At 65.8% G+C, this 21,545-nt stretch carries 25 protein-coding genes; 12 read left to right on the forward strand and 13 right to left on the reverse strand.

Annotation, left to right across the window (positions count from 1 at the left end; all coding sequences use genetic code 11):
* Positions 1–2 precede the first annotated feature (2 nt).
* From GGC64_RS32650 to GGC64_RS32660, 3 genes are all read left to right on the forward strand, one after another.
* Entirely contained in the window at positions 3–575 is a 573-nt protein-coding gene (locus tag GGC64_RS32650; RefSeq protein WP_192726750.1) for a TetR/AcrR family transcriptional regulator, read from the forward strand.
* Positions 572–1,675, forward strand: coding sequence for a DUF1214 domain-containing protein (locus GGC64_RS32655; protein WP_192726751.1), 1,104 nt, complete (start codon positions 572–574; stop codon positions 1,673–1,675). The genes GGC64_RS32650 and GGC64_RS32655 overlap by 4 nt, the downstream gene beginning before the upstream one ends.
* Before the next feature lie 182 nt (positions 1,676–1,857).
* Entirely contained in the window at positions 1,858–3,063 is a 1,206-nt protein-coding gene (locus tag GGC64_RS32660) for a glycoside hydrolase family 76 protein (protein WP_192726752.1), read from the forward strand.
* Between the two features lie 129 nt (positions 3,064–3,192).
* On the opposite strand, the gene GGC64_RS32665 is transcribed toward GGC64_RS32660, so the two are convergent.
* From GGC64_RS32665 to GGC64_RS32675, 3 genes are read right to left on the reverse strand one after another with little or no spacing between them, the layout of a single operon-like run.
* Complete coding sequence (locus tag GGC64_RS32665; protein WP_192726753.1) at positions 3,193–3,804, reverse strand: LysE family translocator; 612 nt, start codon at positions 3,802–3,804, stop codon at positions 3,193–3,195.
* Positions 3,805–3,807: 3 nt separating this feature from the next.
* Positions 3,808–3,975 (reverse strand): DUF5302 domain-containing protein, encoded by a 168-nt coding sequence (locus GGC64_RS32670; protein ID WP_192726754.1) that lies wholly within the window; start codon positions 3,973–3,975, stop codon positions 3,808–3,810.
* A gap of 42 nt (positions 3,976–4,017) precedes the next feature.
* Positions 4,018–4,461, reverse strand: a complete 444-nt coding sequence (locus GGC64_RS32675) for a PPOX class F420-dependent oxidoreductase (RefSeq protein WP_192726755.1) — start codon at positions 4,459–4,461, stop codon at positions 4,018–4,020.
* Positions 4,462–4,507: 46 nt separating this feature from the next.
* On the opposite strand from GGC64_RS32675, the gene GGC64_RS32680 reads away from it, so the two are divergent.
* Together GGC64_RS32680 and GGC64_RS32685 are read left to right on the forward strand one after the other, a co-directional pair.
* On the forward strand, positions 4,508–5,026 hold the full coding sequence (locus GGC64_RS32680) for a DUF1697 domain-containing protein (RefSeq protein ID WP_192726756.1): 519 nt from the start codon (positions 4,508–4,510) through the stop codon (positions 5,024–5,026).
* On the forward strand, positions 5,023–5,862 hold the full coding sequence (locus GGC64_RS32685; RefSeq protein ID WP_192726757.1) for a class I SAM-dependent methyltransferase: 840 nt from the start codon (positions 5,023–5,025) through the stop codon (positions 5,860–5,862). The genes GGC64_RS32680 and GGC64_RS32685 overlap by 4 nt, the downstream gene beginning before the upstream one ends.
* Here GGC64_RS32685 and GGC64_RS32690 read toward each other — a convergent pair.
* Positions 5,828–7,354, reverse strand: a complete 1,527-nt coding sequence (locus GGC64_RS32690) for an NAD(P)/FAD-dependent oxidoreductase (protein ID WP_192726758.1) — start codon at positions 7,352–7,354, stop codon at positions 5,828–5,830. The genes GGC64_RS32685 and GGC64_RS32690 overlap by 35 nt on opposite strands.
* Positions 7,355–7,484: 130 nt before the next feature.
* On the opposite strand from GGC64_RS32690, the gene GGC64_RS32695 reads away from it, so the two are divergent.
* On the forward strand, positions 7,485–8,687 hold the full coding sequence (locus GGC64_RS32695; RefSeq protein WP_192726759.1) for a CdaR family transcriptional regulator: 1,203 nt from the start codon (positions 7,485–7,487) through the stop codon (positions 8,685–8,687).
* Here GGC64_RS32695 and GGC64_RS32700 read toward each other — a convergent pair whose 3' ends face one another.
* A complete protein-coding gene (locus GGC64_RS32700) occupies positions 8,688–9,053 on the reverse strand; it encodes a GntR family transcriptional regulator (RefSeq protein WP_192726760.1) in 366 nt (121 codons plus the stop codon). It abuts the gene before it with no gap.
* 37 nt (positions 9,054–9,090) lie between these two features.
* Between GGC64_RS32700 and GGC64_RS32705 the strand changes: the two genes are divergently transcribed.
* The gene (locus GGC64_RS32705; protein ID WP_192726761.1) at positions 9,091–9,804 is read left to right on the forward strand and encodes an NAD-dependent deacylase; all 714 of its coding nucleotides are present in this window, start codon (positions 9,091–9,093) and stop codon (positions 9,802–9,804) included.
* A gap of 47 nt (positions 9,805–9,851) precedes the next feature.
* On the opposite strand, the gene GGC64_RS32710 is transcribed toward GGC64_RS32705, so the two are convergent.
* From GGC64_RS32710 to GGC64_RS32720, 3 genes are read right to left on the reverse strand one after another with little or no spacing between them, the layout of a single operon-like run.
* Positions 9,852–10,484 carry a class I SAM-dependent methyltransferase gene (locus GGC64_RS32710; protein WP_192726762.1) on the reverse strand — a complete coding sequence of 211 codons (633 nt, stop codon included), beginning with the start codon at positions 10,482–10,484 and terminating at the stop codon, positions 9,852–9,854.
* Positions 10,420–11,160: a TetR/AcrR family transcriptional regulator gene (locus GGC64_RS32715; protein WP_192726763.1), complete on the reverse strand. Its 741-nt coding sequence runs from the start codon at positions 11,158–11,160 to the stop codon at positions 10,420–10,422. Before GGC64_RS32715 ends, GGC64_RS32710 begins: the two co-directional genes overlap by 65 nt.
* A gap of 1 nt (position 11,161) precedes the next feature.
* Positions 11,162–13,438 carry an MMPL family transporter gene (locus tag GGC64_RS32720; protein ID WP_192726764.1) on the reverse strand — a complete coding sequence of 759 codons (2,277 nt, stop codon included), beginning with the start codon at positions 13,436–13,438 and terminating at the stop codon, positions 11,162–11,164.
* 100 nt (positions 13,439–13,538) lie between these two features.
* Here GGC64_RS32720 and GGC64_RS32725 point away from each other — a divergent pair, with 100 nt between their 5' ends.
* Together GGC64_RS32725 and GGC64_RS35110 are read left to right on the forward strand one after the other, a co-directional pair.
* Complete coding sequence (locus GGC64_RS32725; protein WP_192726765.1) at positions 13,539–13,805, forward strand: hypothetical protein; 267 nt, start codon at positions 13,539–13,541, stop codon at positions 13,803–13,805.
* Between the two features lie 89 nt (positions 13,806–13,894).
* Positions 13,895–14,026 carry a hypothetical protein gene (locus GGC64_RS35110; RefSeq protein ID WP_101953086.1) on the forward strand — a complete coding sequence of 44 codons (132 nt, stop codon included), beginning with the start codon at positions 13,895–13,897 and terminating at the stop codon, positions 14,024–14,026.
* An 84-nt stretch (positions 14,027–14,110) separates the two neighbouring features.
* Here GGC64_RS35110 and GGC64_RS32730 read toward each other — a convergent pair whose 3' ends face one another.
* From GGC64_RS32730 to GGC64_RS32740, 3 genes are read right to left on the reverse strand one after another with little or no spacing between them, the layout of a single operon-like run.
* Complete coding sequence (locus GGC64_RS32730; protein ID WP_192726766.1) at positions 14,111–15,106, reverse strand: nitronate monooxygenase family protein; 996 nt, start codon at positions 15,104–15,106, stop codon at positions 14,111–14,113.
* A complete protein-coding gene (locus tag GGC64_RS32735; protein ID WP_192726767.1) occupies positions 15,103–15,855 on the reverse strand; it encodes a 3-hydroxyacyl-CoA dehydrogenase in 753 nt (250 codons plus the stop codon). Before GGC64_RS32735 ends, GGC64_RS32730 begins: the two co-directional genes overlap by 4 nt.
* 18 nt (positions 15,856–15,873) lie before the next feature.
* Entirely contained in the window at positions 15,874–16,968 is a 1,095-nt protein-coding gene (locus tag GGC64_RS32740; protein WP_192726768.1) for a CaiB/BaiF CoA-transferase family protein, read from the reverse strand.
* A gap of 78 nt (positions 16,969–17,046) precedes the next feature.
* Between GGC64_RS32740 and GGC64_RS32745 the strand changes: the two genes are divergently transcribed.
* The 3 genes from GGC64_RS32745 to tet(V) all read left to right on the forward strand — a co-directional run bounded on the left by GGC64_RS32745 (position 17,047) and on the right by tet(V) (position 19,666).
* Positions 17,047–17,868 (forward strand): enoyl-CoA hydratase, encoded by an 822-nt coding sequence (locus GGC64_RS32745; RefSeq protein WP_192726769.1) that lies wholly within the window; start codon positions 17,047–17,049, stop codon positions 17,866–17,868.
* Positions 17,869–17,978: 110 nt separating this feature from the next.
* Positions 17,979–18,338, forward strand: coding sequence for a hypothetical protein (locus GGC64_RS32750; protein ID WP_192726770.1), 360 nt, complete (start codon positions 17,979–17,981; stop codon positions 18,336–18,338).
* A 44-nt stretch (positions 18,339–18,382) separates the two neighbouring features.
* Positions 18,383–19,666 (forward strand): tetracycline efflux MFS transporter Tet(V), encoded by a 1,284-nt coding sequence (gene tet(V) / locus GGC64_RS32755; protein WP_192726771.1) that lies wholly within the window; start codon positions 18,383–18,385, stop codon positions 19,664–19,666.
* Here the strand turns inward: tet(V) and GGC64_RS32760 are convergent.
* Both GGC64_RS32760 and GGC64_RS32765 read right to left on the reverse strand, forming a co-directional pair.
* On the reverse strand, positions 19,663–20,382 hold the full coding sequence (locus tag GGC64_RS32760) for a CPBP family intramembrane glutamic endopeptidase (protein ID WP_192726772.1): 720 nt from the start codon (positions 20,380–20,382) through the stop codon (positions 19,663–19,665). The genes tet(V) and GGC64_RS32760 overlap by 4 nt on opposite strands.
* Positions 20,383–20,384: 2 nt before the next feature.
* Positions 20,385–21,527 carry an NAD(P)H-binding protein gene (locus GGC64_RS32765; protein WP_192726773.1) on the reverse strand — a complete coding sequence of 381 codons (1,143 nt, stop codon included), beginning with the start codon at positions 21,525–21,527 and terminating at the stop codon, positions 20,385–20,387.
* Positions 21,528–21,545 lie beyond the last annotated feature (18 nt).

Here is a 21,545-nt window from a genome sequence, read left to right on the forward strand (position 1 = left end):
TAATGACAACAGACCTTGGCCGGCCCCGCGATCCGCGCATCGACAGCGCGGTGCTGGAGTCGACGGTCGAACTGCTCGGCGAGACCGGATACGCCGCGCTGTCCGTGGATGCGATCGCGCGCCGTGCCGGTACCAGCAAGCCCGCGATCTACCGGCGTTGGCCCAGCAAGGCGCACCTCGTGCACGAGGCGGTGTTCCCGATCAACAGTGGAACCGAGCTGCCCGACACGGGCTCGCTGGCCGACGATGTGCGCGAAATGGTGCGCCGCACGGTCGCGGTGTTGACCACACCCGCGGCACGCGCCGCGCTGCCGGGACTGGTCGGCGAGATGGCCGCGGACTTGACGTTGCACGCGGCGCTTCTCGAGCGGTTCGGCGGCATCCTGTCTCGTGACATGACCGCGCGACTGGATAACGCCATGGCACGCAACGAGATTCGGCCCGATGTCACCGCGGCAGAAGTCACCGAAGCCCTCGCGGGCATCACCTTCCTGGCGCTGCTCACGCGCGGTGCGCTCGACGACACCTGGGTCGAGCGAACCGCCAATTTGATTTTGAGAGGAATCTCTGCATGACGCACGAGTCCACTGCCGCGTGGCACGAGCTATTGGAAACCCTTGGCGGGCTTGATCGCTCGTTCCTCGAAGGTGATCGCGCGGTCAGCGACGACCGGCACATCGCCGACGGTTACCGGATGCTGGCGACAACGTTGGGCGTCGCGCTCGATACCTATCTGTTCTCCGAGCCGAGCCGACCTCAGTTCGTGGAGGTGAACACACCATTTCGCCGTGACCGTCGGTGGGGCGGCGACAACACCGACGCCTACTACCACATGTGCCCGGTCGATCCGAGGCGCCGCTATCGCATCAGCGGCAACAAGGGTGACAGCGTGTACTTTTCGGTGACGGCGTACAACGAACCGTCGCCGGGTGCGTGGTCTGACCGGATCGTGGCGCTCATGCGCGACGACGACCTCGACATCGACGGGGAAGGCAACTTCTCCTTCGACCTTGGGCCGACGGACGACGGGGTGGTGTTGATGACCCGTGACTACCAGGCCGATCCGCTGACCGGCAGGCCGGTCCGCTGGCAGATAGCAGCGCTCGACGACCCTGAGCCGATTCGGCACGGGGACGCCGAAACCGCTGCGGCACTGCGGGCCAGCGCGGCCTGGCTGCGCACCATGTTCGCGATCGTGCCGCTCGCGGTCGGCGTACGCGTCGATGATTCACACCAGCTGGGGCATGAAGTGTCGCAAGTGGCAAACCAATTCGCCGACCCGTATCAGGTGCCCGACGCGAACTTCGGCTGGTCGGCGCGCGATGCGTGCTACGCGTATGGCAGCTTCGTGCTCGAGGACGACGAGGCGCTGGTGATCACCCATCGGCCACCGAAGTGCCGGTTCTGGAACCTGGTGGTGTGGAACCAGTTCATGGCCACCCACAATGTGAACGACGCGCGCAGTTCGGTCAACGGCCACAGCGCGGTGCCCAACGCCGATGGTTCGGTCACGATCGTCGTCTCCCGCGGCATGACGAAACATCCGAATTCGCTTACCACGCTGGACTATCCGCGCGGCAACCTCGCGTTCCGGTGGTTTTTGGCCGACGAGGTCCCGGCGCGGCCGGAGGTGCAGTTGGTGAAGGCAACGGATGCACCGACGAGTGTTGACTGAGCCACGATGCATTGCCTGGGTCAACGCTAGCCGTAGGATTCCAACCCGCGTGGCGGATGGCGATGTATCTACCAGGGGCGTTTGCAGGATTCTCATCGAAATGGCGGCCGCGTCGCGATAAATTCAGCTGCACGGTCTCCAGTCTCCGGTGATCGTTGTTCGGCAAAGGGGAGCTCGAGCGGATGGATCGCCGGAACCAGGGGATCAGCCGGCGCAGTGCGCTTTTGGCGGTCGCCGGCGCCGTCGCACTCACCGCAGTGACACAGCCGATGCAAGCGGTGGCATTTATGGAGAAGCCGTCCCCCGGCCCGGTGGGGTCCGGGGAACGAGCGGACCTGGCTGAGCGGGCGGTCATGGAGCGGCACGTGCACACGCTCTGGGGGCAACCGGGGACGCAACTGGGCGCGCTGCACTGGCCGTCGTCGCTATTCGACAAATGGTTGTTGGCGCGTTGGTGTTACTGGTGGCAGGCCCACCTGTTGGACTGCGCGGTGGATGCCGCGTACCGCGCACCCTCCCCCGAACGCATCGACCGGATCGGCGCCATCGCGCGTGGCATTCACACCCGCAATCTCACCGGTTGGACCAACGCGTACTGCGACGACATGTCATGGCTGCTGCTGGCGCTCGAACGCGCCGACAGGCTGCTCGGCGTCCGGTTCGACGATGCCGTTCCGAAACTGCGGACCGCCCTGCTCGACGGCTGGAATCCGGCCGCTGGCGCGGTGCCGTGGAAGGTCGGGCACGATTACTACAGCACCTCCGCGATCGGTCCGACCGGCATCGCGATGGCGCGCCTGGGCAAGCTGTCCCACGCCGAACAACTCGCCGATTTCCTGAACACCCGGCTGCGCGACACCGAAAGCGGCCTCATCTTCGACGGCGTGCACGAACCCAGCGGGCCGGTGGACCAGGCATTGCGGACCTACTCTCAGGGCGTGGTCATCGGACTGGAGACCGAATTAGCCCTGCGCACAAACGATTCGAGCCATCGTGACCGCGCGGCGGCGCTGGTCGCCGCTACCGCCGACAGGCTCGCCGACGCGGGCGTAATCGACGGGGCCGGCGGGAACGACTCCGGGCTGTTCATGGGCATCCTGGCCAGGTATCTCGCCCAGACCGCGCTGGCCCTGGGCGACACCATCGCCGCGGAGCTCGTGCACGCCTCAGCGCGGGCGGCTTGGGGCAACCGCGCCGAGGTGGACGGCCTGCCGCTGTTCGGTGCGGATTGGACCCGTCCGGTCACGCCGGCAGGTCTGGAAACCTCTCCCCGGCTCGCGGACTCGACGCTGGCGTCGTCGCCGAACCAGAGCCGCGATCTTTCGATACAGCTGAGCGGGTGGATGCTGCTCGAGGCGGATCACCAGCTCACCTTCGCCGGGCTCTGAGCTACGAAACTGGCCGGGAGCCGGCGCTCTAGCTCGCCCGATCCCGCCGAACGTGGGTTACCCGCACACCATCAGGCCCTCAAGCGTGCGGGTAACCCACGTTCGGCGGGTCGGCCGAGCCCGAGACTCTCAGCGGGTCTGCGCCGCGAGCCTGCCCGCCAGGACGACGTAGGTGGCGGCGAAGCTGCGCCGCATCCACGCGACGATCCGTGGCCGCGAGATCACCTCGCGGCGGACCGCCCCGGCGAACACACCGTAGAGGCTGAACACCGCGAGCGTCGCCGCCATGAAGACGGTGCTGAGCCACACCATGTGCAGCATCGCGCCATTGCTGTCGGGCGCCACGAACTGCGGCAGGAATGCGAAGAAGAAGATGGTCAACTTCGGGTTCAGCACGTTGACCAAGACACCCGACACGATGACCCGCCAGGCTGACGGTTTCGCGTGATCGGGCTGCACCTCGAAGACCGACTTGTCGCGAAATGTCTTCCACGCCAGGTAAACCAGATATGCGACGCCCAGCCATTTGACGATCGAGAACGCCACCGCACTGGCATGCATGATCGCCGCCAGGCCGGTCACCGCAGCGATCATGTGGGGCACGATCCCGAGCGTGCATGCAAAGGCCGCCACCAGGCTGGCCCGGGGACCGCGCGACAGGCCTGCGGCGACGGTGTACAGCACGCCCGCCCCTGGGGTCGCGACCACAATCAAGGTCGTGATCAAAAATTCCGGCGTCACGGGTTAACCGCTCTTGCGGCGGAACTCCCTGCGGCTCTCGAGCGGTCCATGCGCCCGCGGCTGCTTGGCTCCGCCGTCCTTGTGGGCGGATCCGCCTGCCGCCTTGGCCTTCTTCCGCTCCAGCGCTTCCCGGAACTTGCGCTTGGTGTCGTCTTCCGGTGCATCTGCCATAGACGGCAGCCTAACCCGACGCCGCCGCAGCCGTCGTACCCTTTACCGCTTGCCCGGCGGCATCCCGTAGACGTGCGAGATCGGCAACGTCAGCACCACCCTGCGGTCCTCGACCATGGCCCGTCGATAGTCGTCCCAGTCGGGGTGTTCACCGGCGATATTGCGGTACAAGGCGATCAGCGCCTCCACGGTGGCGTCGTCGGGCGCCGCGGCCGGCGGTGTCAGGTCCGCCTCGCCCTCGGCGACGGCGTAGGACCAGCCGTCGTCCGAGCTGACATGGATGGACGCCCGCGGGTCGCGGCGCAGGTTGCGGGTCTTGGCCCGCTGCTCGGTGAGCGACGCCTGGATGGCCAGATTGGGTTTGTCGAACCAGTAGGACACATTCGACAACTGCGGCCTGCCGTCGCGCTTGATCGTGGCCAGCACGCCCAGCGAGTTCCCGCAGAGCAGCGCCAGCAGCTTGTCGTCGAACACATGGCGTCCCATTGGTCGAGCCTACGTCCGCCGGCCCGCGCCGCCTACCATGGCGGCCATGACCCAATACGCTGCTTTTCTGCGTGGCGTCAACGTCGGCGGCGTCAACCTCAAGATGGCCGAGGTCGCCAAGGCGTTCGAGGAAGCCGGATTCACCAATGTGCGAACGATTTTGGCCAGCGGCAACGTGCTCCTGGAAAGCAGCGCGGGTGTCGATGCCGTGCGAAAGAAGGCAGAGAAGGCGTTACGCGACGCCTTCGGATACGACGCCTGGGTATTGGCCTACGACTTGAAGACGGTCGCAGCAATCTCGAAGGCTTTTCCGTTCGAGCGCGAGGTCGAGGGTAAGCACTCCTACGTCACGTTCGTCACCGACAAAGACGTGCTCGACGAACTGGCCGCACTCGGCAAGGACGCCGGACCGGACGAAAAGGTCAAACGCGGCAAGGGCGTCATCTACTGGCAGTGCCCCAAGGGCACGCTCGGCACGACCATCGGGAAAACCATGGGCAAGAAGCGCTACAAGTCCTCGACCACGACCCGCAATCTGCGCACCGTCGAAAAGGTGCTGCGGTGAGCTCCGCGCCCACCGTCAAGGTCGATGGCACGGTGCTGACGGGCGTCTCCGAGACCGCGCTGCTGACCTTGCGGGTGCGTGCGAACGAGGCGCGTAGGCCGGATTCGATCATCGACGACCCGGTGGCCATCGAGCTGGCCGACTCGATCGACTACGACTTCGCGAAGTTCGGTTTTTCCCGGCGCCAGGACATGGCGCTGCGGGCCGTGGCCTACGACAGGCACACCCGCCGTTATCTGACCGACCATCCCAAAGCCACCGTGGTGGCCCTGGCCGAGGGGTTGCAGACCAGCTTCTACCGTCTGGATGCCGCAGGCGTCGGTGACCAATTCCAATGGCTCACAGTCGATCTCCCGCCGATGATCGACCTGCGTCGCAAGCTGCTGCCCGCGAGGGATCGGGTGCGGATGTGCGCCCAGTCTGCGCTCGACTTCACCTGGATGGATCAGGTGGACGCCGAACACGGCGTGTTCATCACCGCAGAGGGGCTGCTGATGTACTTGCAACCCGACGATGCGCTCGGCCTGATCGCCGCGTGCGCCGCGCGGTTTCCCGGCGGACAGATGATGTTCGACCTGCCGCCTGCCGGCTTGGCGGCAGTGCACCGCCGCGGCATGCGCACCTCGTTCCGTTACCGGGTCCCGCCGATGCCATTCAGCTTGTCGGTATCCGACGCCGCGAATCTGGTCAGTTCCGTGCCAGGCATCCGGGCAGTCCATGATCTGCCGTTTCCCGCGGGTCGCGGCAAGGTGCTGAACGCGCTGCTGTGGACGGCGCACCGGATCCCGTTACTCGATCCGATCAGGCCCGTGCTGACTCTGCTGGAATTCGGCTAGCCTCGCGGTTCGAAGACCCAAAGTGCAAGTGGGGGTTGACAACTGATCCCTCGCGCAGCTGTTCGATGTCGTGGTAGTAGTTCATCTGCACGAGCCACGGGTCACCGTCGCCCTGTTTCGGCAACTGGTCGAGGGCACGCTGAATATAGCCGGCGCTGAGGTCGAGCATCGGCTGGGTCGACATCGCGGGGTCGGCCAGTTCGGGCCGCGCGATGTCGTAGCCGCAGGCGTCCATGTGCGTCAACAGGCGGCAGAAGTGCTCGCACAACAGGCCCACCTTGAGCGTCCACGAGGAGTTGGTGTATCCGAACGCGAACGCGAAGTTCGGGACGCCGGACAGCATCATGGCCTTGTAGACGACGGAATCGGTGGGATCGACTGGTGTCCCATCCACTGTCAACGACATGCCGCCGAACAGCTGAATATTCAAACCCGTTGCGGTGACGATGATGTCGGCGTCGAGATGCTCCCCGGATTCCAGCAGTACACCGGTTTCGGTGAAGGTGGCAATCCGATCGGTGACCACCGAGGCCGCACCGCTGCTGATCGCCTTGAACAAGTCGGCGTCAGGCACCGTACACAGCCGCTGATCCCACGGGTTGTATGCGGGGCGGAAGTGCTCGTCGACCGGATAGCCCTCGGGTAGCTCCTTGGCGTTGAGGTGGCGGATCAGCCTGCGCGCCGCGGCGGGATACTTCTGCGACAACTGGTAGACCGCGCGTTGCCTGACGATGTTCTTGCGCCGGGCCAACGCATAACCGCGCTTGGCGCCGAGCAGCTTTTGCGCCGCGTTGGCGAACGTGTCTTTCGACGGCACCGGGAGCACATAGGTCGGTGAGCGCTGGAGCATCGTCACATGGGCGGCCGTGCCTGCCATCGCGGGCACCAGCGTCACCGCTGTCGCGCCGCTGCCGATGATGACGACCTTCTTGCCCGCGTAGTCGAGATCCTCGGGCCAGTGCTGGGGATGCACGATCTGACCGCGAAATCGGTCGCGGCCGGGAAACTCCGGCGTGTAGCCCTTGTCGTAGCGGTAGTAGCCACCGGCGCAGAAGATCCAGTTCGCGCTGAACTGCACCAACTCCTCGGTGTCGTCCTCGTCGTTGAAGCGCTCGACGTCGACGACCCAGCGCGCGTCGTCGCTCGACCACGCCGCGGCCAGCACCTTGTGGTGGAACCGGATGTTGGCGTCGATGCCGTTCTCCGCGGTGGTCTCACGCAGGTAGGCCAGAATCTTGTCGGCCGACGCAATCGCGTCCTCGTCCTGCCACGGCTTGAACTCGTAGCCGAACGTGTGCAGATCGGAATCCGAGCGAATCCCCGGATAGCGGAACAGGTCCCACGTGCCACCCGACGCGCCACGCGCCTCGAGAACGGCGTAGGTCCGGTCCGCATGCTCCTGCTGCAGGTAGTACGCCGCGCCGATGCCGGAGATGCCTGCGCCGACGATCAGAACGTCGACGTGCTCGATGTGACTGGAGGTGCGGGCCATGGTGTGACTCCTGACGACGGGTTTTCGTTGCATTGATGGTCGCGTCTGGAGGTCCGCGAACCCAAGAGCAAATCGTCTCAATATCGCTCTTCTATGGTGCACTTTGCACCAGGCGGTCTACCGTGGTGCGATGACGTCGAATCCCCCGTCGGCCCCGGTCAGGGAGCTGATCCGGCAGTGCGCGCAGATCATCGTCAATGCGCCGCCGGAGTGGCTCGAGGAGCTCGACACCGCCGTGCTCGGCGCCAACCCGGCGATCGCCGCCGACCCCGACCTCGCCGGGGCGGTGAGCCGCAGCAATCAGGCCAACCTGTACTTCTGGTCCACCGCCAACGTCCGCGATCCCGGCGCGCCGGTACCGCCCAACACCGGACCTGAGCCGGTGACCGTCGCGCGCGAACTGGTGCGTCGAGGACTCGACGCGTTCGCGCTGGACGCGTATCGCGTAGGCGAGGGAGTGGCGTGGCGGCGGCTGATGGAAATCGCGTTCGGGCTGACCTCGGATCCGGTGGAGCTGCACGAATTGCTCGACGTGTGCTCGCGGTCGATCAGCGCGTTCGTCGACGCCACGCTGGCGGCCATCGCGGCCCAGATCGACCTGGAGCGCGACGAACTCACCCGCGGGACGCACGCCGAACGTCGCGAGACCGTCGCGCTGCTTCTCGATGGCGCGCCCATTCCCCGCAGGCGCGCCGAGGAACGACTCGGCTATGCATTGACCGGACCTCACACCGCCGCGGTCATCTGGACCGACGATCCCGGCGGCGATCTGGCCCGACTCGACCGAGCAGCCCAGGCTTTCGGGCACGCAGCGGCAGGCCGCATGCTGAGCGTGCTGGCCAGTACGGCGACCCGATGGGTCTGGGTGGCGGGCACACTCGACACCGGCGCAGTGCTGCGGTCAGTCGCCGCGACGCCCGACGTCCGCATCGCGATCGGCCCGATGGCCACCGGAGTCGACGGATTTCGGCGCAGTCACTTCGACGCGATCATCACCCAACAGTTCATGGCGCGGTTGCATTCGCCTCAGCAGGTCGCGCTGTTCACCGACGTCCAACTCGTCGCGCTGATCACCGCCGACACCGACCGCGCCGCCGAGTTCGTCAAACACACACTGGGCGATCTCGAGTCCGCAGGATCCGAATTACAGGACACGGTAAGGACTTTCGTCGCATCACAGTGCAACGCGTCGCGAGCCGCGCAACGTCTCTACACCCACCGCAACACCTTGCTGCGGCGCCTGGCCCGCGCCGATGAACTGCTGCCCCGACCGCTGGCAGACGCCAGCGTCGACGTCGCGGTCGCTCTGGACGTGCTGCGCTGGCGCGGCTGATCAGCCGAAGGCCGCCTCGACGTATTTCAAGGCCTCGTCCTTGTCGACGCCCAGCGCGCGCGCCGCGGACACAAACGTGTGCGCCGCGGTCGCCATCGCGGAGTCGGCCGGATCGACACGGGCAACGAAAGTACCGAAGCGGCCCCGGGTTTCGAGCACACCCGCCGACTCCAGCTCCCGATATGCGCGCGCCACCGTGTTGACCGCCAGGCTCATCTGCCCCGCCAGTTCGCGGACCGTCGGCAATCGGGTGCCCGGCGGCAGCCTGCCGTCCCGGATCCCGTCGATGATCTGCGTCCTGAGCTGGTCGAAAAGCGGCTTGGCGGCGTGCTGGTCAATGCGAACCCAATCCCCCAACTCGGCCACGTGCATCAGTATCGCTTAAACGGGCTACTTTGGTGATGTGCAAGTGACGGTGCTCAGCGGAGCAGGCATTTCCGCCGAGAGCGGGGTGCCGACCTTCCGCGATGCCGAGACGGGGCTGTGGGCGAAGGTCGACCCCTATGAGATCTCCAGCGCCGAGGGTTGGCAGGACCACCCCGACAAGGTGTGGGCGTGGTACCTGTGGCGTCATCAGATGATGGGCTCGGTGCAGCCGAACGACGGCCATCTCGCCGTGGCGGCCTGGCAGGACTACGCCGACGTGCACGTGGTCACCCAGAACGTCGACAATCTGCATGAGCGCGCGGGCAGCAAGCGCGTCTATCACCTGCACGGCAGCTTGTTCGAATTCCGTTGCGACCGTTGCGGCCGCGAGTATCTCGACGAGTTGCCGACGATGCCTGAACCCGTGGAATCGGTCGAACCGCCGCGATGCGTGTGCGGCGGATTGATCCGCCCGAATGTGGTGTGGTTCGGCGAAGCACTGCCCGACGAGGCGTGGCAACGCTCGCTCGACGCGGTCACGCATGCCGACCTCGTGATCGTCGTCGGCACTTCGTCGATCGTCTACCCCGCCGCAGGGTTGCCTGAGCTGGCGCTGGCCAACGGCACCGTCGTCGTCGAAGTGAACCCGGAGCCCACGCCGCTGTCCGACGCCGCGACGGCCGTCGTCCGCGAATCGGCGGCCACCGCGCTGCCCACCTTGCTGCAGCGCCTGCCCGCCCTACTTCCCTAGCGATTCTGTGCAGTTTGTTGCGCTCACCGCCACAAGCTGCACACAGCTCACGGTTTGACGGCCCGGCCGATAGCGACTTCCGACGACGGCACCGGCACCCACGGCGGCAACACCCACTCGCGACGCGATCTGGACACTTTGAAGCCGGCATTGACAATTGTCTGCTCGGTATGGCGATGCGTGTGGCAGTTGCCTGCCATCCGCGGCCACAGCGTGGCGTCGGCGAACCTCTGCAGCCGATCGCGCCAACCGCTGCTGGCGACGTGTTCGAAGTAGCGCAGTTCACCACCGGGCTTGAGTACCGAAAAGAGTTGACGCACAACCTGATCAGGGTCGTCGACCGAGCACAGCACCAGGGAACACACCGCCGCGTCGAACGGCTCAGCGTCCGCGAACTGTTCCACCGTGTTGGCGCTGACGCGGATCGGCACCGACGCCGCAGCGGCCGCCTGCTCAGCCTGTACCGACAGCCTGCGCTCGGGCTCGACGGCGACCACCTCGGTCACGGTGTCGGGATACAACTCGAAGTTCGTCCCGGTGCCTGCGCCGACCTCGAGCACGCGTCCCGAGAGGCCGGCAAGGTTCTCGCGGCGCAGTTGCTTCAATGACTCCGGTTCATGGCTTGCCATCCACGTCCACATCCGCGCGAAGAACGGATTGTCCACTTCGCTTGTGCTCATCGAGCATTCCCTTCAGCAGTGCGATGGCCGCCGAGGGCGGCAGATCCGGATCGATGGCACCGGAAACGATCTGGCCGGCGCACACCGATCTCATCACTCGGTCGGCGAACTCTTCGATATCGCCCCACGGCAGGTACGGCCGCGAAATCAGTAGAGCCGACAGCCCATGGGCCACGGTCCACAGCTCCAGTGCCTTCACAACGGGGTCGCCAGGCGGGTAGGTTCCCTCAGCCATCAACGTTTCCACCGACGCGCGCATGTGGACGAAGGCGGAACTGTTCAGCGCGACGTCGATGTCGCTGCCGGGCCGACTCTCGGCCATGGTCGCAATCCGGTACAGCTCAGGGGTTTTCAACGCGAACCGGACATAGGCCAGACCCTGTGCGCGCAAGACGTCGATGGTCGAGGGCTGATCCGTCGCGACACGCTGCATCTCCTCGTCGAGCTTCTCGAAGTACCTGGCGCAAACGGCGTCGAGCAGCGCGTCCTTGTCGGCGAAATGCAGATAGATCGACGGCGGCGTGACCCCGACCCGCTGGGCGACCGAGCGGATGGACACCGACTTCGCGTGCCCGGTTTCCAGCAGCAGTTCGGTCGTGGCGTCGAGGATTTCGTCACGCAACTGTTCGCCCGAACCGCGCGGGGCGCGGCGGCGACGCAACGGCTGGATCGACACGCTACTCAGTGTCCGTTACCGACGCCGCGACGCGTTCACGTTTCTCTATGGGCGCGTCGCCGTCACCGGACTCGTCGACCCCGATGCGGTCGTGCAGCCTGGCGAGCGGCTTTGGTGCCCACCAGTTCCACCGGCCGAGCACGTGCATGAACGCGGGCAGCAGCAGCATGCGGACCAGGGTTGCGTCCGCGATCACCGCGAGCGTCAGGCCGACGCCGAACATCCGCATGAACGCCACCTTGGCCGCGATCAGCGCGGCGAACGAAATCGCCATCAGCAGCGCGGCGGCGGTGACGACACGACCGGTGCGCGCCAGACCGAGCGCGACACTCTCGTCGTTGTCGGCTCGCGTCTTACCGGATTTGAGCCAGTATTCGCGGATACGCGACACCAGGAACACTTCGTAGTCCATCGACAACCCGAACGCGATGCAGAACAACAGCACCGGCATGTTCGCGACGAGCGTTCCAGTCGGAGTCGTGCCAAGTGCGCCGAGGTGTCCCTCCTGGAAGATCCACACCAGCGCGCCAAATGCCGCGGTCAGCGATAAGACGTTGAGCACCAACGCCTTGAGCGGCAATATCACGCTGCCGGTGAGCAGGAACAGCAACACGAACGTGATCACCGCGATGATCCCGAGAACCATCGGCAACCGCGACGTGATCGCCTCCGAGCTGTCGCGGTTGACCTGCGCGACACCGGTCAACTCGACATGCTGCCCCGCCGGTGGCGGCACCGCGCGCAACCGGTCGAGCTGCGATTCGGATGCGTCGCTGAACAACGGCGCAGTGCTACCTACCGTGAGGAATGCGCTACCGTCCTTGAATCCGGTTGCGGCAGAAGGTGGCCCGACCGATCGACCGCCCGCGTATGTGCCGCCCGGCGCGGACACCGACGACACGTCGGGCACCTGCGACAGCGCCGAGGCGTAACGGTCGACGTCGGCGGGTGTGACGCCTGCGGCATTGGGCATGACGACGGTGACGTTGCGCGCCGAGTCGACCGCGAAGTTGGCGCGCAGGTCGTCGCCGACCTGACGGGCAGACAGCGACTGCGGCAGCACGCGCTCGTCGGGGAAGCCCCACCTGATGTTGAGGAACGGTGCGCCGAGCATCAGTAGCAGTGCGACGATCGCGATACCAATCGGAACTGCCCGGCGCATAACGATTTTCGTCGAGCGGTACCAGAAGTTCTGCTCGATCGGCTTGGGCACCGGATCGGGCCGCCGGAACACCCAGCGCGCGAGCCTGCGCGCGTCCAACGAGTCCAGCCTGTCGCCGAGCAGCGCGATCGCAGCAGGTGCCACCACAATAGCGGCGATGGCCGCGAACACCACCACGGCAATGCCCGCGTAGGCGAACGACTTCAGGAAGTACATGGGGAAAAGCACCATCGCGACCATCGACAGCGCGACGGTCATCGCCGAGAACAGCACCGTGCGCCCCGCGGTCATCATGGTGCGCACCAGCGCGCGGTCGCGGTCGGCGCCTTCGGCGAGTTCATCGCGATATCTGCTGATGATCAACAGCGTGTAGTCGATGGCAAGCGCCAAACCCATTGCGACCGTGAGGTTCAGCGCGAAGATCGACACGTCGGTGATCAAGGTGACCGCCCGCAGCACCGCCATCGAACCGAGAATCGCGAAGCCGCCGACGGCCAACGGCAGCGCAGCGGAGATCAGCCCGCCGAACACCCAGACCAAGACGATGAAGCTCAGCGGGATCGCGATGGATTCCATTGTCAGCAGGTCTTTTTCGCTCTGGGCGTTGATCTGCACGTAGGTCATCGCCTCGCCGCCCGCGCGCACCGTGACGCCGTCGCGGTCGTGGATGAGTCGCTCAGTCAGCTCTTTGGCATGCTGCTGGGCGCCGCTCTCCCCGCCGGTGATGCCTGCGACGATCAGCCCGGTCTTGCCGTCCTTACTCATCAGCGCCGGCGCGGCGGACTCGGGGGCAGTCCACACGGACGTCACATCGCCGACATAGGGCGACGCCTTCAACTGGTCGACGATGTCGGTTCCGACGGCGCGGGCCGCAGCGCCCTGCGCGCCGGCACCCGAGGTCACGCTGATCAACAGCTCCATGTCGCCCTGACCGAACTTGTCGACGAGCAATTTCGTCGCTTGGGCGGACTCCGAAGTCGGGTCCTGGAAGCCACCCGCGGACAGATGCTTGGCAACAGGGATGCCGAAGATGCCGCAAGCCACCATCACCAGGAGCGCGACCGCGATGATTCGCCGCGGCGCGGCGATGGCCAGTAGGGCGATTCGTTGCAGCACGTGGCGTCCTTCCAAACGAGATATCGCCGATAACTTACCAGCGGTAACTTAGCGAGATCAACATGTCTCTCTCTTGATAACTACGTCGCGGCGCGGACCGATGTTCACCACGCAAACACTCACAGCGCTTTGGCAGCCGCTTGGGCTGCCGTCCTTCGAGGCGCTCGACTTCAACTCCGCCGTCGGATGTATGGAATCCGGTGGCTGGCGCGGCTATTTCGTTGACGCCAGGATCCTCGGCCGCACCCGGTTCGACGCCCGCGTGGCTGTGAGCCTGCTGGTCGCGGCGGTCACCGCCGCTGCGCTGACCTGGATATTGCTGAACGGGAGGAACCCGATCCATTTCACGGCGCCGCCGCCGGCGTGAGCCCGGAACCTACCCCGCAGTAAGAATTGCCACCATTTTCCGAATCGAGACTCAAAGATTCCTTAATGGTGATGGTTACTGTTCAGTACATGTGGATCGACGACACCAGTGCCGATGTCATCAAGGTTGACTTCGAGGCGCTCTACCACGGCGATGTCCTGGTTGAGGGCGACACCTCGGAGCAGCTCGACGACGAGCACACCCTGCCAACCGCAGTCTGAGTAATCGCGCGCCTCGCGGCGCGCGTTCACCCATGACAGTTTGCCCAGTACGGGCGTTTCGTCGATCTTTCGTTTTCTCGGTTTCTAGGCCACGTTCTCTGCAGCCTCAGGCTCGACCATGTCGGCCAGTCGGCCGGTGATCAGCTCCTCGGCCTCGTCCACGATCCGGGCCACCAGCTCCCCGCACGTCGGGATGTCGTTGATCAGGCCCATCGACGTGCCGACCGACCAGATGCCCGCATCCAGATCGCCGACCTCGTAGACCTTCACACCGCGCTTGCCCGCGACCAGATCCTTGACGTCCTCGAACTGCCCGCCGCGGTTGAGAATCTCGACGACCTCGCGCGACACCGTGTTGCTTGCCACCCGCGCCGTGTTGCGCAGCGGACGGAAGATCAGCTCGGTGTCCAGCTCGCTGCCCGCGACGATCGCCTCCTTGACGTTCTGATGAATCGCCGATTCCACGGTGCACATGAACCGTGAGCCCATGTTGATGCCGTCGGCGCCCAATGCCAGTGCGGCCACCAGGCCGCGCGCATCGGCGAAGCCGCCGGAGGCGATCATCGGAATGTCGATCTTGGTCGACGCCGCGGGGATCAGCACCAGGCCAGGGATGTCGTCCTCGCCGGGATGCCCGGCGCACTCGAATCCGTCGATGCTGATGCCGTCGACGCCGAGGCTCTGGGCCTTGACCGCGTGCCGCACCGAGGTGCACTTGTGCAGCACCTTGATCCCGTTGTCGTGAAACATCGGCAGATGCGGCGCGGGGTTCGAGCCTGCCGTCTCGACGATCTTGATTCCGGCGTCGACGATCACCTGCCGATACTCGTCATACGGCGGCGGGTTGATCGTCGGCAGGATGGTCAGGTTCACGCCGAACGGCTTATCCGTCAGATCGCGACACCTGGCGATCTCGTTGGCCAGGTCCGCGGGCGTCGGCTGCGTCAGCGCGGTGATGAAACCGAGCGCACCCGCATTGGCAACGGCGGCAACAAGTTCCGCGCGACCGACCCACTGCATACCGCCCTGGACGATCGGATGCTCGATGCCGAACGTCTCGGTGAACTTCGTCGTGATCATCGCGGCGCCATCCGGATTGCGCCGTCCAGACGGATCACCTCACCGTTGAGCATCGGGTTCTCGACGATGTGCACGGCCAGCGCGCCGTACTCGTCGGGATCACCCAGGCGGGCCGGATGCGGCACCTGCTTGCCAAGCGACTGCTGCGCCTCTTCGGGCAGCGAGCCCAGCAGCGGGGTCTTGAACAGGCCGGGCGCGATCGTGACGACGCGGATCAGCTCGCGCGACAGGTCCCGGGCGATCGGCAGTGTCATGCCGACGACGCCGCCCTTGGATGCGGAGTACGCGGCTTGGCCGATCTGTCCTTCGAACGCCGCGACGGACGCGGTGTTGATGATGACGCCACGCTCGCCGTCGATCGGTTCGGTCTTCGCGATGCGCTCGGCGGACAGCCGAAGCACGTTGAACGTGCCGATCAGGTTGACCTCGACGACCTTCTTGAACGCGTCGAGCGGAAACGGCCCGTCCTTGGACAACGTCTTGGCCGCGTTGCCGATACCGGCGCAGTTGACGTTGATGCGCAGCGGGCCGATCTTCTCGGCGGCGTCCAGTGCTGCGGACACCGCTTCGGGATCGGTCACGTTGGTCTCCACGAACTGGGCGCGATCGCCGAGTTGCTTCACCGCGTCCTCACCACGCAGGTCGATGACGACCACGGATGCGCCCCGGTCGAGCAGTCGCTTGGTGGTCGCCAGGCCGAGACCCGAGGCTCCCCCGGTGACAACCGCTACGGCGTCTTTGATCTCCACTGATTGCGTTCCTTTCCTCTACTGCCAGTCGCGCAGGACGGCGTCGGTGTCGGCACCGGGTACTCCCGGCGCTTTCGGTTGGTCGGGCACAGTGCGCGAAAACCGCGGCGCCGGTGCGGGATACAGAAAGCCGTTCTCGCGGTAGAACGTGTCGCGCTCGGTGTTGTGCGGTTCGGTTTCGACTTCGCCGAACGACAGCACGGGCGCGACGCAGGCGTCGCTGTCGGCGAACACCTTGGCCCAATGGTCGCGATCCTGCGACGCGAACACCTCAGTCAGCTTGGCGCGCAACTCGGGCCAGCGGCTCATGTCGTTTTGCGGGGGCAGGTCAGCGGCGTCGAGCCCGAGCTTGTCGAGCAGCTCGGCGAAGAACTGCGGCTCGATGCTTCCGACCGAGACATAGCGACCGTCGGCGCAGGTGTAGGTGTCGTAATACGGAGCGCCGGTGTCGAGCATGTTGACACCGCGCTCGTCGCTCCACATGCCCATCCCGCGGAACGCCCACATCATCGTCGAGAGCACGCTCGAGCCGTCGACCATCGCCGCGTCGATGACCTGTCCCTTGCCGGAGCGCTCGCGCTCCCAGAGCGCCGACAGAATGCCGACGACGAGAAACATTGAGCCACCGCCGAAATCACCGACGAGGTTCAGCGGCGGAACCGGTCGTTCGCCTGCGCGGCCGACCGCGTGCAGCACACCGTTGAGCGAGATGTAGTTGATGTCGTGGCCGGCCTGTTGACTGCGGGGGCCGGTCTGACCCCAGCCGGTCATCCGGCCGTAGATCAGTTTGTCGTTGACCTTCGCGCAGTCCTGCGGGCCGAGCCCGAGTCGCTCGGTGACACCAGGCCGGAAGCCTTCGATCAGCACGTCGGCCTTGGCCACCAGCTGCAGTACGAACTCGCGACCCTTGTCGCTCTTCAGGTCGGCCGTGACCGAGCGCCGGTTGCGCAACAGATAGTCGCGCCCGGGTTCGGTCGCCGGCCCTGGCCCCTTGCCGGGACGCTCGACGCGGACGACGTCGGCGCCGAGGTCGCCCAGCAGCATCGCAGCGTGTGGGCCTGGGCCGATGCCGGCCAATTCGACGACTCGCAGTCCGTGCAGTGGTCCAGCCATGTCCAAACCCGCCCTCCGTTAGGTGACCGCGACATAGCTTACTTGTATAACCATGTGGCCCGACCTAGGGTGCCTGGTATGACGACAACGGACTCCCGCGCGGGCGTGTACACGAGCATCGACGACCTTTCCGTCGAGCTTGCCGACGGTGTGCTGTCGGTGACGCTGAACCGTCCGGACAGCCTGAACTCGCTGACCGCGGCGATGCTCGCGGGCATCGGCGATGCGCTGGAGCAGGCGGCGGACGACCCGCGGGTGCGCGTGGTGCGCCTCGGCGGAGCGGGCCGCGGTTTCTCGTCGGGCGCAGGGATCAGCGAAGAAGACCACGCGAATCCAGGTGCTGCAGGCACGCCGGCCGATGTGCTCGACGCCGCAAATCGGGCGGTCCGCTCGATCGTGGCGTTGCCGCAACCGGTGGTCGCGGTCGTGCAGGGGCCGGCGGCAGGGGTCGGCGCGTCGCTGGCGTTGGCATCGGACATCGTATTGGCTTCGGAGAAAGCATTTTTCATGCTGGCGTTCACGAAGATCGGGCTGATGCCCGACGGTGGTGCTTCGGCGTTGATCGCCGCGGCGGTCGGGCGGATCAGGGCGATGCGCATGGCATTGCTGGCCGAACGGATTTCAGCGGCGGAGGCGTTCGACTGGGGCCTGGTCACGGCGGTGTATCCGGCCGACGAGTTCGATGCCGAGGTCGCCAAGGTGATCTCGAAGCTGGTGTCAGGACCCGCGGTGGCGCTGCGCAAGACCAAGGACGCGATCAACGCCGCGACGCTGGTGGAGTTGGAGGCAGCGCTGGAACGCGAGAAGCGGGGCCAGTTGGTGCTGCTCGAGTCCGCGGACTTCCGCGAGGGCACCCGGGCCTTTCAGCAGCGTCGGGCGGCGACCTTCACCGACTCCTGAGCGGCTCGCAAAAACTGCTCGACAGAAAACTGTGGGAATCGCCGGCAGCGCGTGCTCCTACGAGGTGAACGCAGCCCACCCGGGGCTGCGACGCACCTCAAGGAGTAGTCATGACCAGCAACGACACCCGCCGCCGGTGGCTTCGACTCGCGTCCGTATCGCTATTCGCGGCGGCGTTCGGCATCAGTTCCGCGGCGACGGCGCATGCCGTCGACAACAACCAAGGTCAAGGCGCGTTCCTAGCGTGCTACAAGGAGATGATCTCGCACGCCCCGCACGATCCGCCGACACAGGACGACGCCGACAGCGCCACCCACGACTGCTGCCTCACCACCGGTGGGTCGTGGAGCACGAGCGACTATCACCACGGCTTCTGCATCTGGCCGCCGGCCGATTCCGATTCCGGTCGCACACCTCGTCCCGGAGCGATCATCGTCACCCACCCAGACCTGGGGCGGCTCGCCTACTAGCCGAAATTCGGTGGACTGGAGCATCGTCGCTCCGCGACCATCTCATGGTGAGTACGCAATTCGAGATCGAACAGCCGGTGGTCGACGCCGGCGGCTGGCGCGTGCTCGCACCCTTCAGATTCCGCGAGTACCGCCTGCTGATCGCCGCGGTGTCGTTGTCGATCTTCGCCGAAGGCATGTGGGCCGTCGTGATGGCGTTGCAGGTCATCGAACTCGACAACGACCCCGCGTCGCTGTCGCTGGTCGCCACCTGCCTTGGCGCAGGCCTTGTCACGTTCGTGTTGGTCGGCGGGCTGGCAGCTGACCGAATCAGTCAGCGCGCCATCATCATTGCCGTCGAGACGGTCAACGTGATCGCGGTGTCGACCGCCGCAGTCCTCGGACTCACCGGCGCGCTGAGGATCTGGCATATGGCGGTGGCTGCCGCTGCGCTCGGCATCGCGGCGGCGTTCTTCTTCCCCGCCTACAGCGCGATCCTGCCCAGGATCCTGCCCGCCGAACAGTTGCTCGCCGCCAACGGTGTCGAAGGTGTCGTGCGTCCGGTGTTTCAGCGCGCCGTTGGGCCCGCGATCGCCGGCCTCGTCGTCGGCGCGACATTCCCTTCGTTGGGCGCCGTCGTGGTCGCGGCATTGTTCGCGATCGGCTTGACATTGCTGGTGGCCACCAGACCAGCGGTGAAAGCGGCTGTGCACCAACCGGATCGGCCTCACCTGCTGCGTGACCTTCGCGAGGGCTTCGTGTTCATGGTCCGCACGCCGTGGCTGTTGTGGACGCTGCTGTTCGCGAGCATGTTCGTGCTCGTGGTGCTCGGCCCGATCGAAGTGCTGCTGCCCTTCATCGCCAAGCAACGCTTCGAGGACGGCGCCCGCACGTTCGGCTTCATTTTGGCGTTCTTCGGCGTCGGCAGCGCATTGGGAGCGCTCGCGGTTTCGTCGCGACGACTGCCGCGGCGCTATCTCTCGGTGATGATGACGATGTGGAGCGTCGGCTCGATACCACTCGTGATCGTCGGGATCACCTCGTCGTTCCCGTTGATGGCAGCGGCGACGTTCGTCATCGGTGTCACTGACGGCGCAGGCATGGTCATCTGGGGCACGCTGCTGCAGCGGCGCGTCCCGACGGAGATGCTGGGCCGCGTGTCGAGCCTGGACTTCTTCGTGTCGCTGGCGTTCATGCCGGTGTCGTTCGCGATCGTCGGTCCGCTGTCGAAAGTCGTTTCCATGCAAACGATCTTCTTGGTGGCCGGGGTCATGCCGGTGGTGCTCGCGGCCGTCGCCATGCATGCGGCTCGGATGCGCCGCGATGAGGTGGCCCACCCGCTGCGCTAGACGCCGAAAATCGGGGGTAATGCGAGCACCATGACCAGACCCCAGAAGAAGTGGATCAGCATGGGAGCGAGTACACCGCCGGTGATGCGGCGGGCGCATGCGCACACCGCACCAAGTATCACAGCGGCGAAGCCGAGCATCGGATTACTGGTGGTCGCTGTCGTGATCACGTAGATGACCGTCGAGATCACCACCGGATAGGCCTTGCCCAACGCGGTGTACAGGGCACCACGGAAGAACATCTCTTCCGTGATTCCGTTGATCACGGTGATGAACACGACCAACGCCAGCGGGCCATAACGGGCGAATTCCAGTACCTGCGTGATGTATTCGCGTACGCCGGGAATCTCACGCGCGATCAGGCCGCCGATAAGGAAAGCGCCGCCCAACAGCAAGCCCACCGCTGCGCCGGTGATCAGCGGACGTTGGTTGCGCCCGCGGAATCGGATACAGCCGAGATGCAGGGGTCCCGAAAGCAGCGCGCCCACCGCCCAAACTGCCGCCAGCGCGAGCGTCAACCAGTAGAACGACTCGTCCCCCGGCCGCCGTGTGAGCGAATATCCAAGCAGCGCAGCACCGATGACGAGGACGATCGCGACGACGATCCGGCGCCGCCGCACGACCGCAGGCGGTTCGTGGTGCGGGACTGGACAGGCACCCACAATGTCCTTCACCTCGGCGAGCCAACCGGGCCGAGTGGCGGTGGATTGAGTCATTCTCAACCCGCCTTCGGCGCGAGGTTGATCACCGTGTCGAGCCCGGTGCGCACTGCGCCCGCGACCGGTCCCGGCACAAGCCCGAGCAGCCCGAGCGCGGGCCACATGATCGACGGCGTAATCGCCTGCGCCAGTTGCCGAATGCGGGCCGTGTCGCCGCCGGCCCACGACGGGTCGGAGTCGGCGAGGTGATGCGGATCGGCGAGATCATTGACCGGTCGCGCCCGATCACTGGACAACGAACGAGCTATCGCGTCGTCGATGCCCACCAGTCCACCCGGCGGGTCGGGCACCACATCGCGCAGTCGTGCGTCCGACGCCATCATCGGATAGTCAAGGGACTCAACCAGATCCGATGCCAGGCCGCCGGGGACCGGTAGCACGGCCGCCGTCATCCAGGACACCACACCGGTGTCGACCATGGGTACCGGCAGCTCCGCGCGCCAGTGGCCGGAAATCCGCGCATAGGTACGCAGCAATTCACTGTAGGACGTCGTCTCGGGGCCGAAGATGTCATAGGCACCGGCGGGTACTCGCGCAGAGTCAGCCGCAGCGACGAGGTAATACAGCACATCGCGGATCGAGATCGGGTCCATCGGGTTCGCCGACCACGCGGGCATCGGAATCAGCACGAACCGGTCGCTGACGTAACGGAGCATCTCGAACGACGTCGATCCCGCCCCGATGATCATCGCCGCGCCCAGCCACACCACATCGGGTCCGCCGTCGACGCTCAACGCGTGCGCCACCTCGGCGCGGCTGGTCAGGTGTTCGGAGAGTTCGTCGTCATCTGGGACGAAGCCGCCCAGATACACGATGCGCCGCACCCCGGCGTCCTTCGCAGCGTTGGCGACGTTGGCCGCGGCGCGGTTGTCGGCCTCGCGGAAGTCGGGTTGGCCGATGCCGTGCACCAGGTAGTAGAGGACATCGACGGCACCGGCATCGGCGAACGCCTGCTTGGCCGACTCTTCGTCGTGCGCGTCGAGCGTCACGCCCGTGACCTGGTCATGCCAGCCGAAGTTCACCAGCCGATCGGGGTTCCGGGTGGCGGCGATCACATCATGGCCCTCGTCCAGCAGCGCACTGACCAGCCGGGAGCCGACGTAACCGGTCGCACCGGTAACCAGAGTTCGCACGGGAGTCACCGTACGGAGGTACCCGCA

It is taken from the genome of Mycobacterium sp. OAS707, assembly GCF_014873705.1.
Classification (GTDB): domain Bacteria; phylum Actinomycetota; class Actinomycetes; order Mycobacteriales; family Mycobacteriaceae; genus Mycobacterium.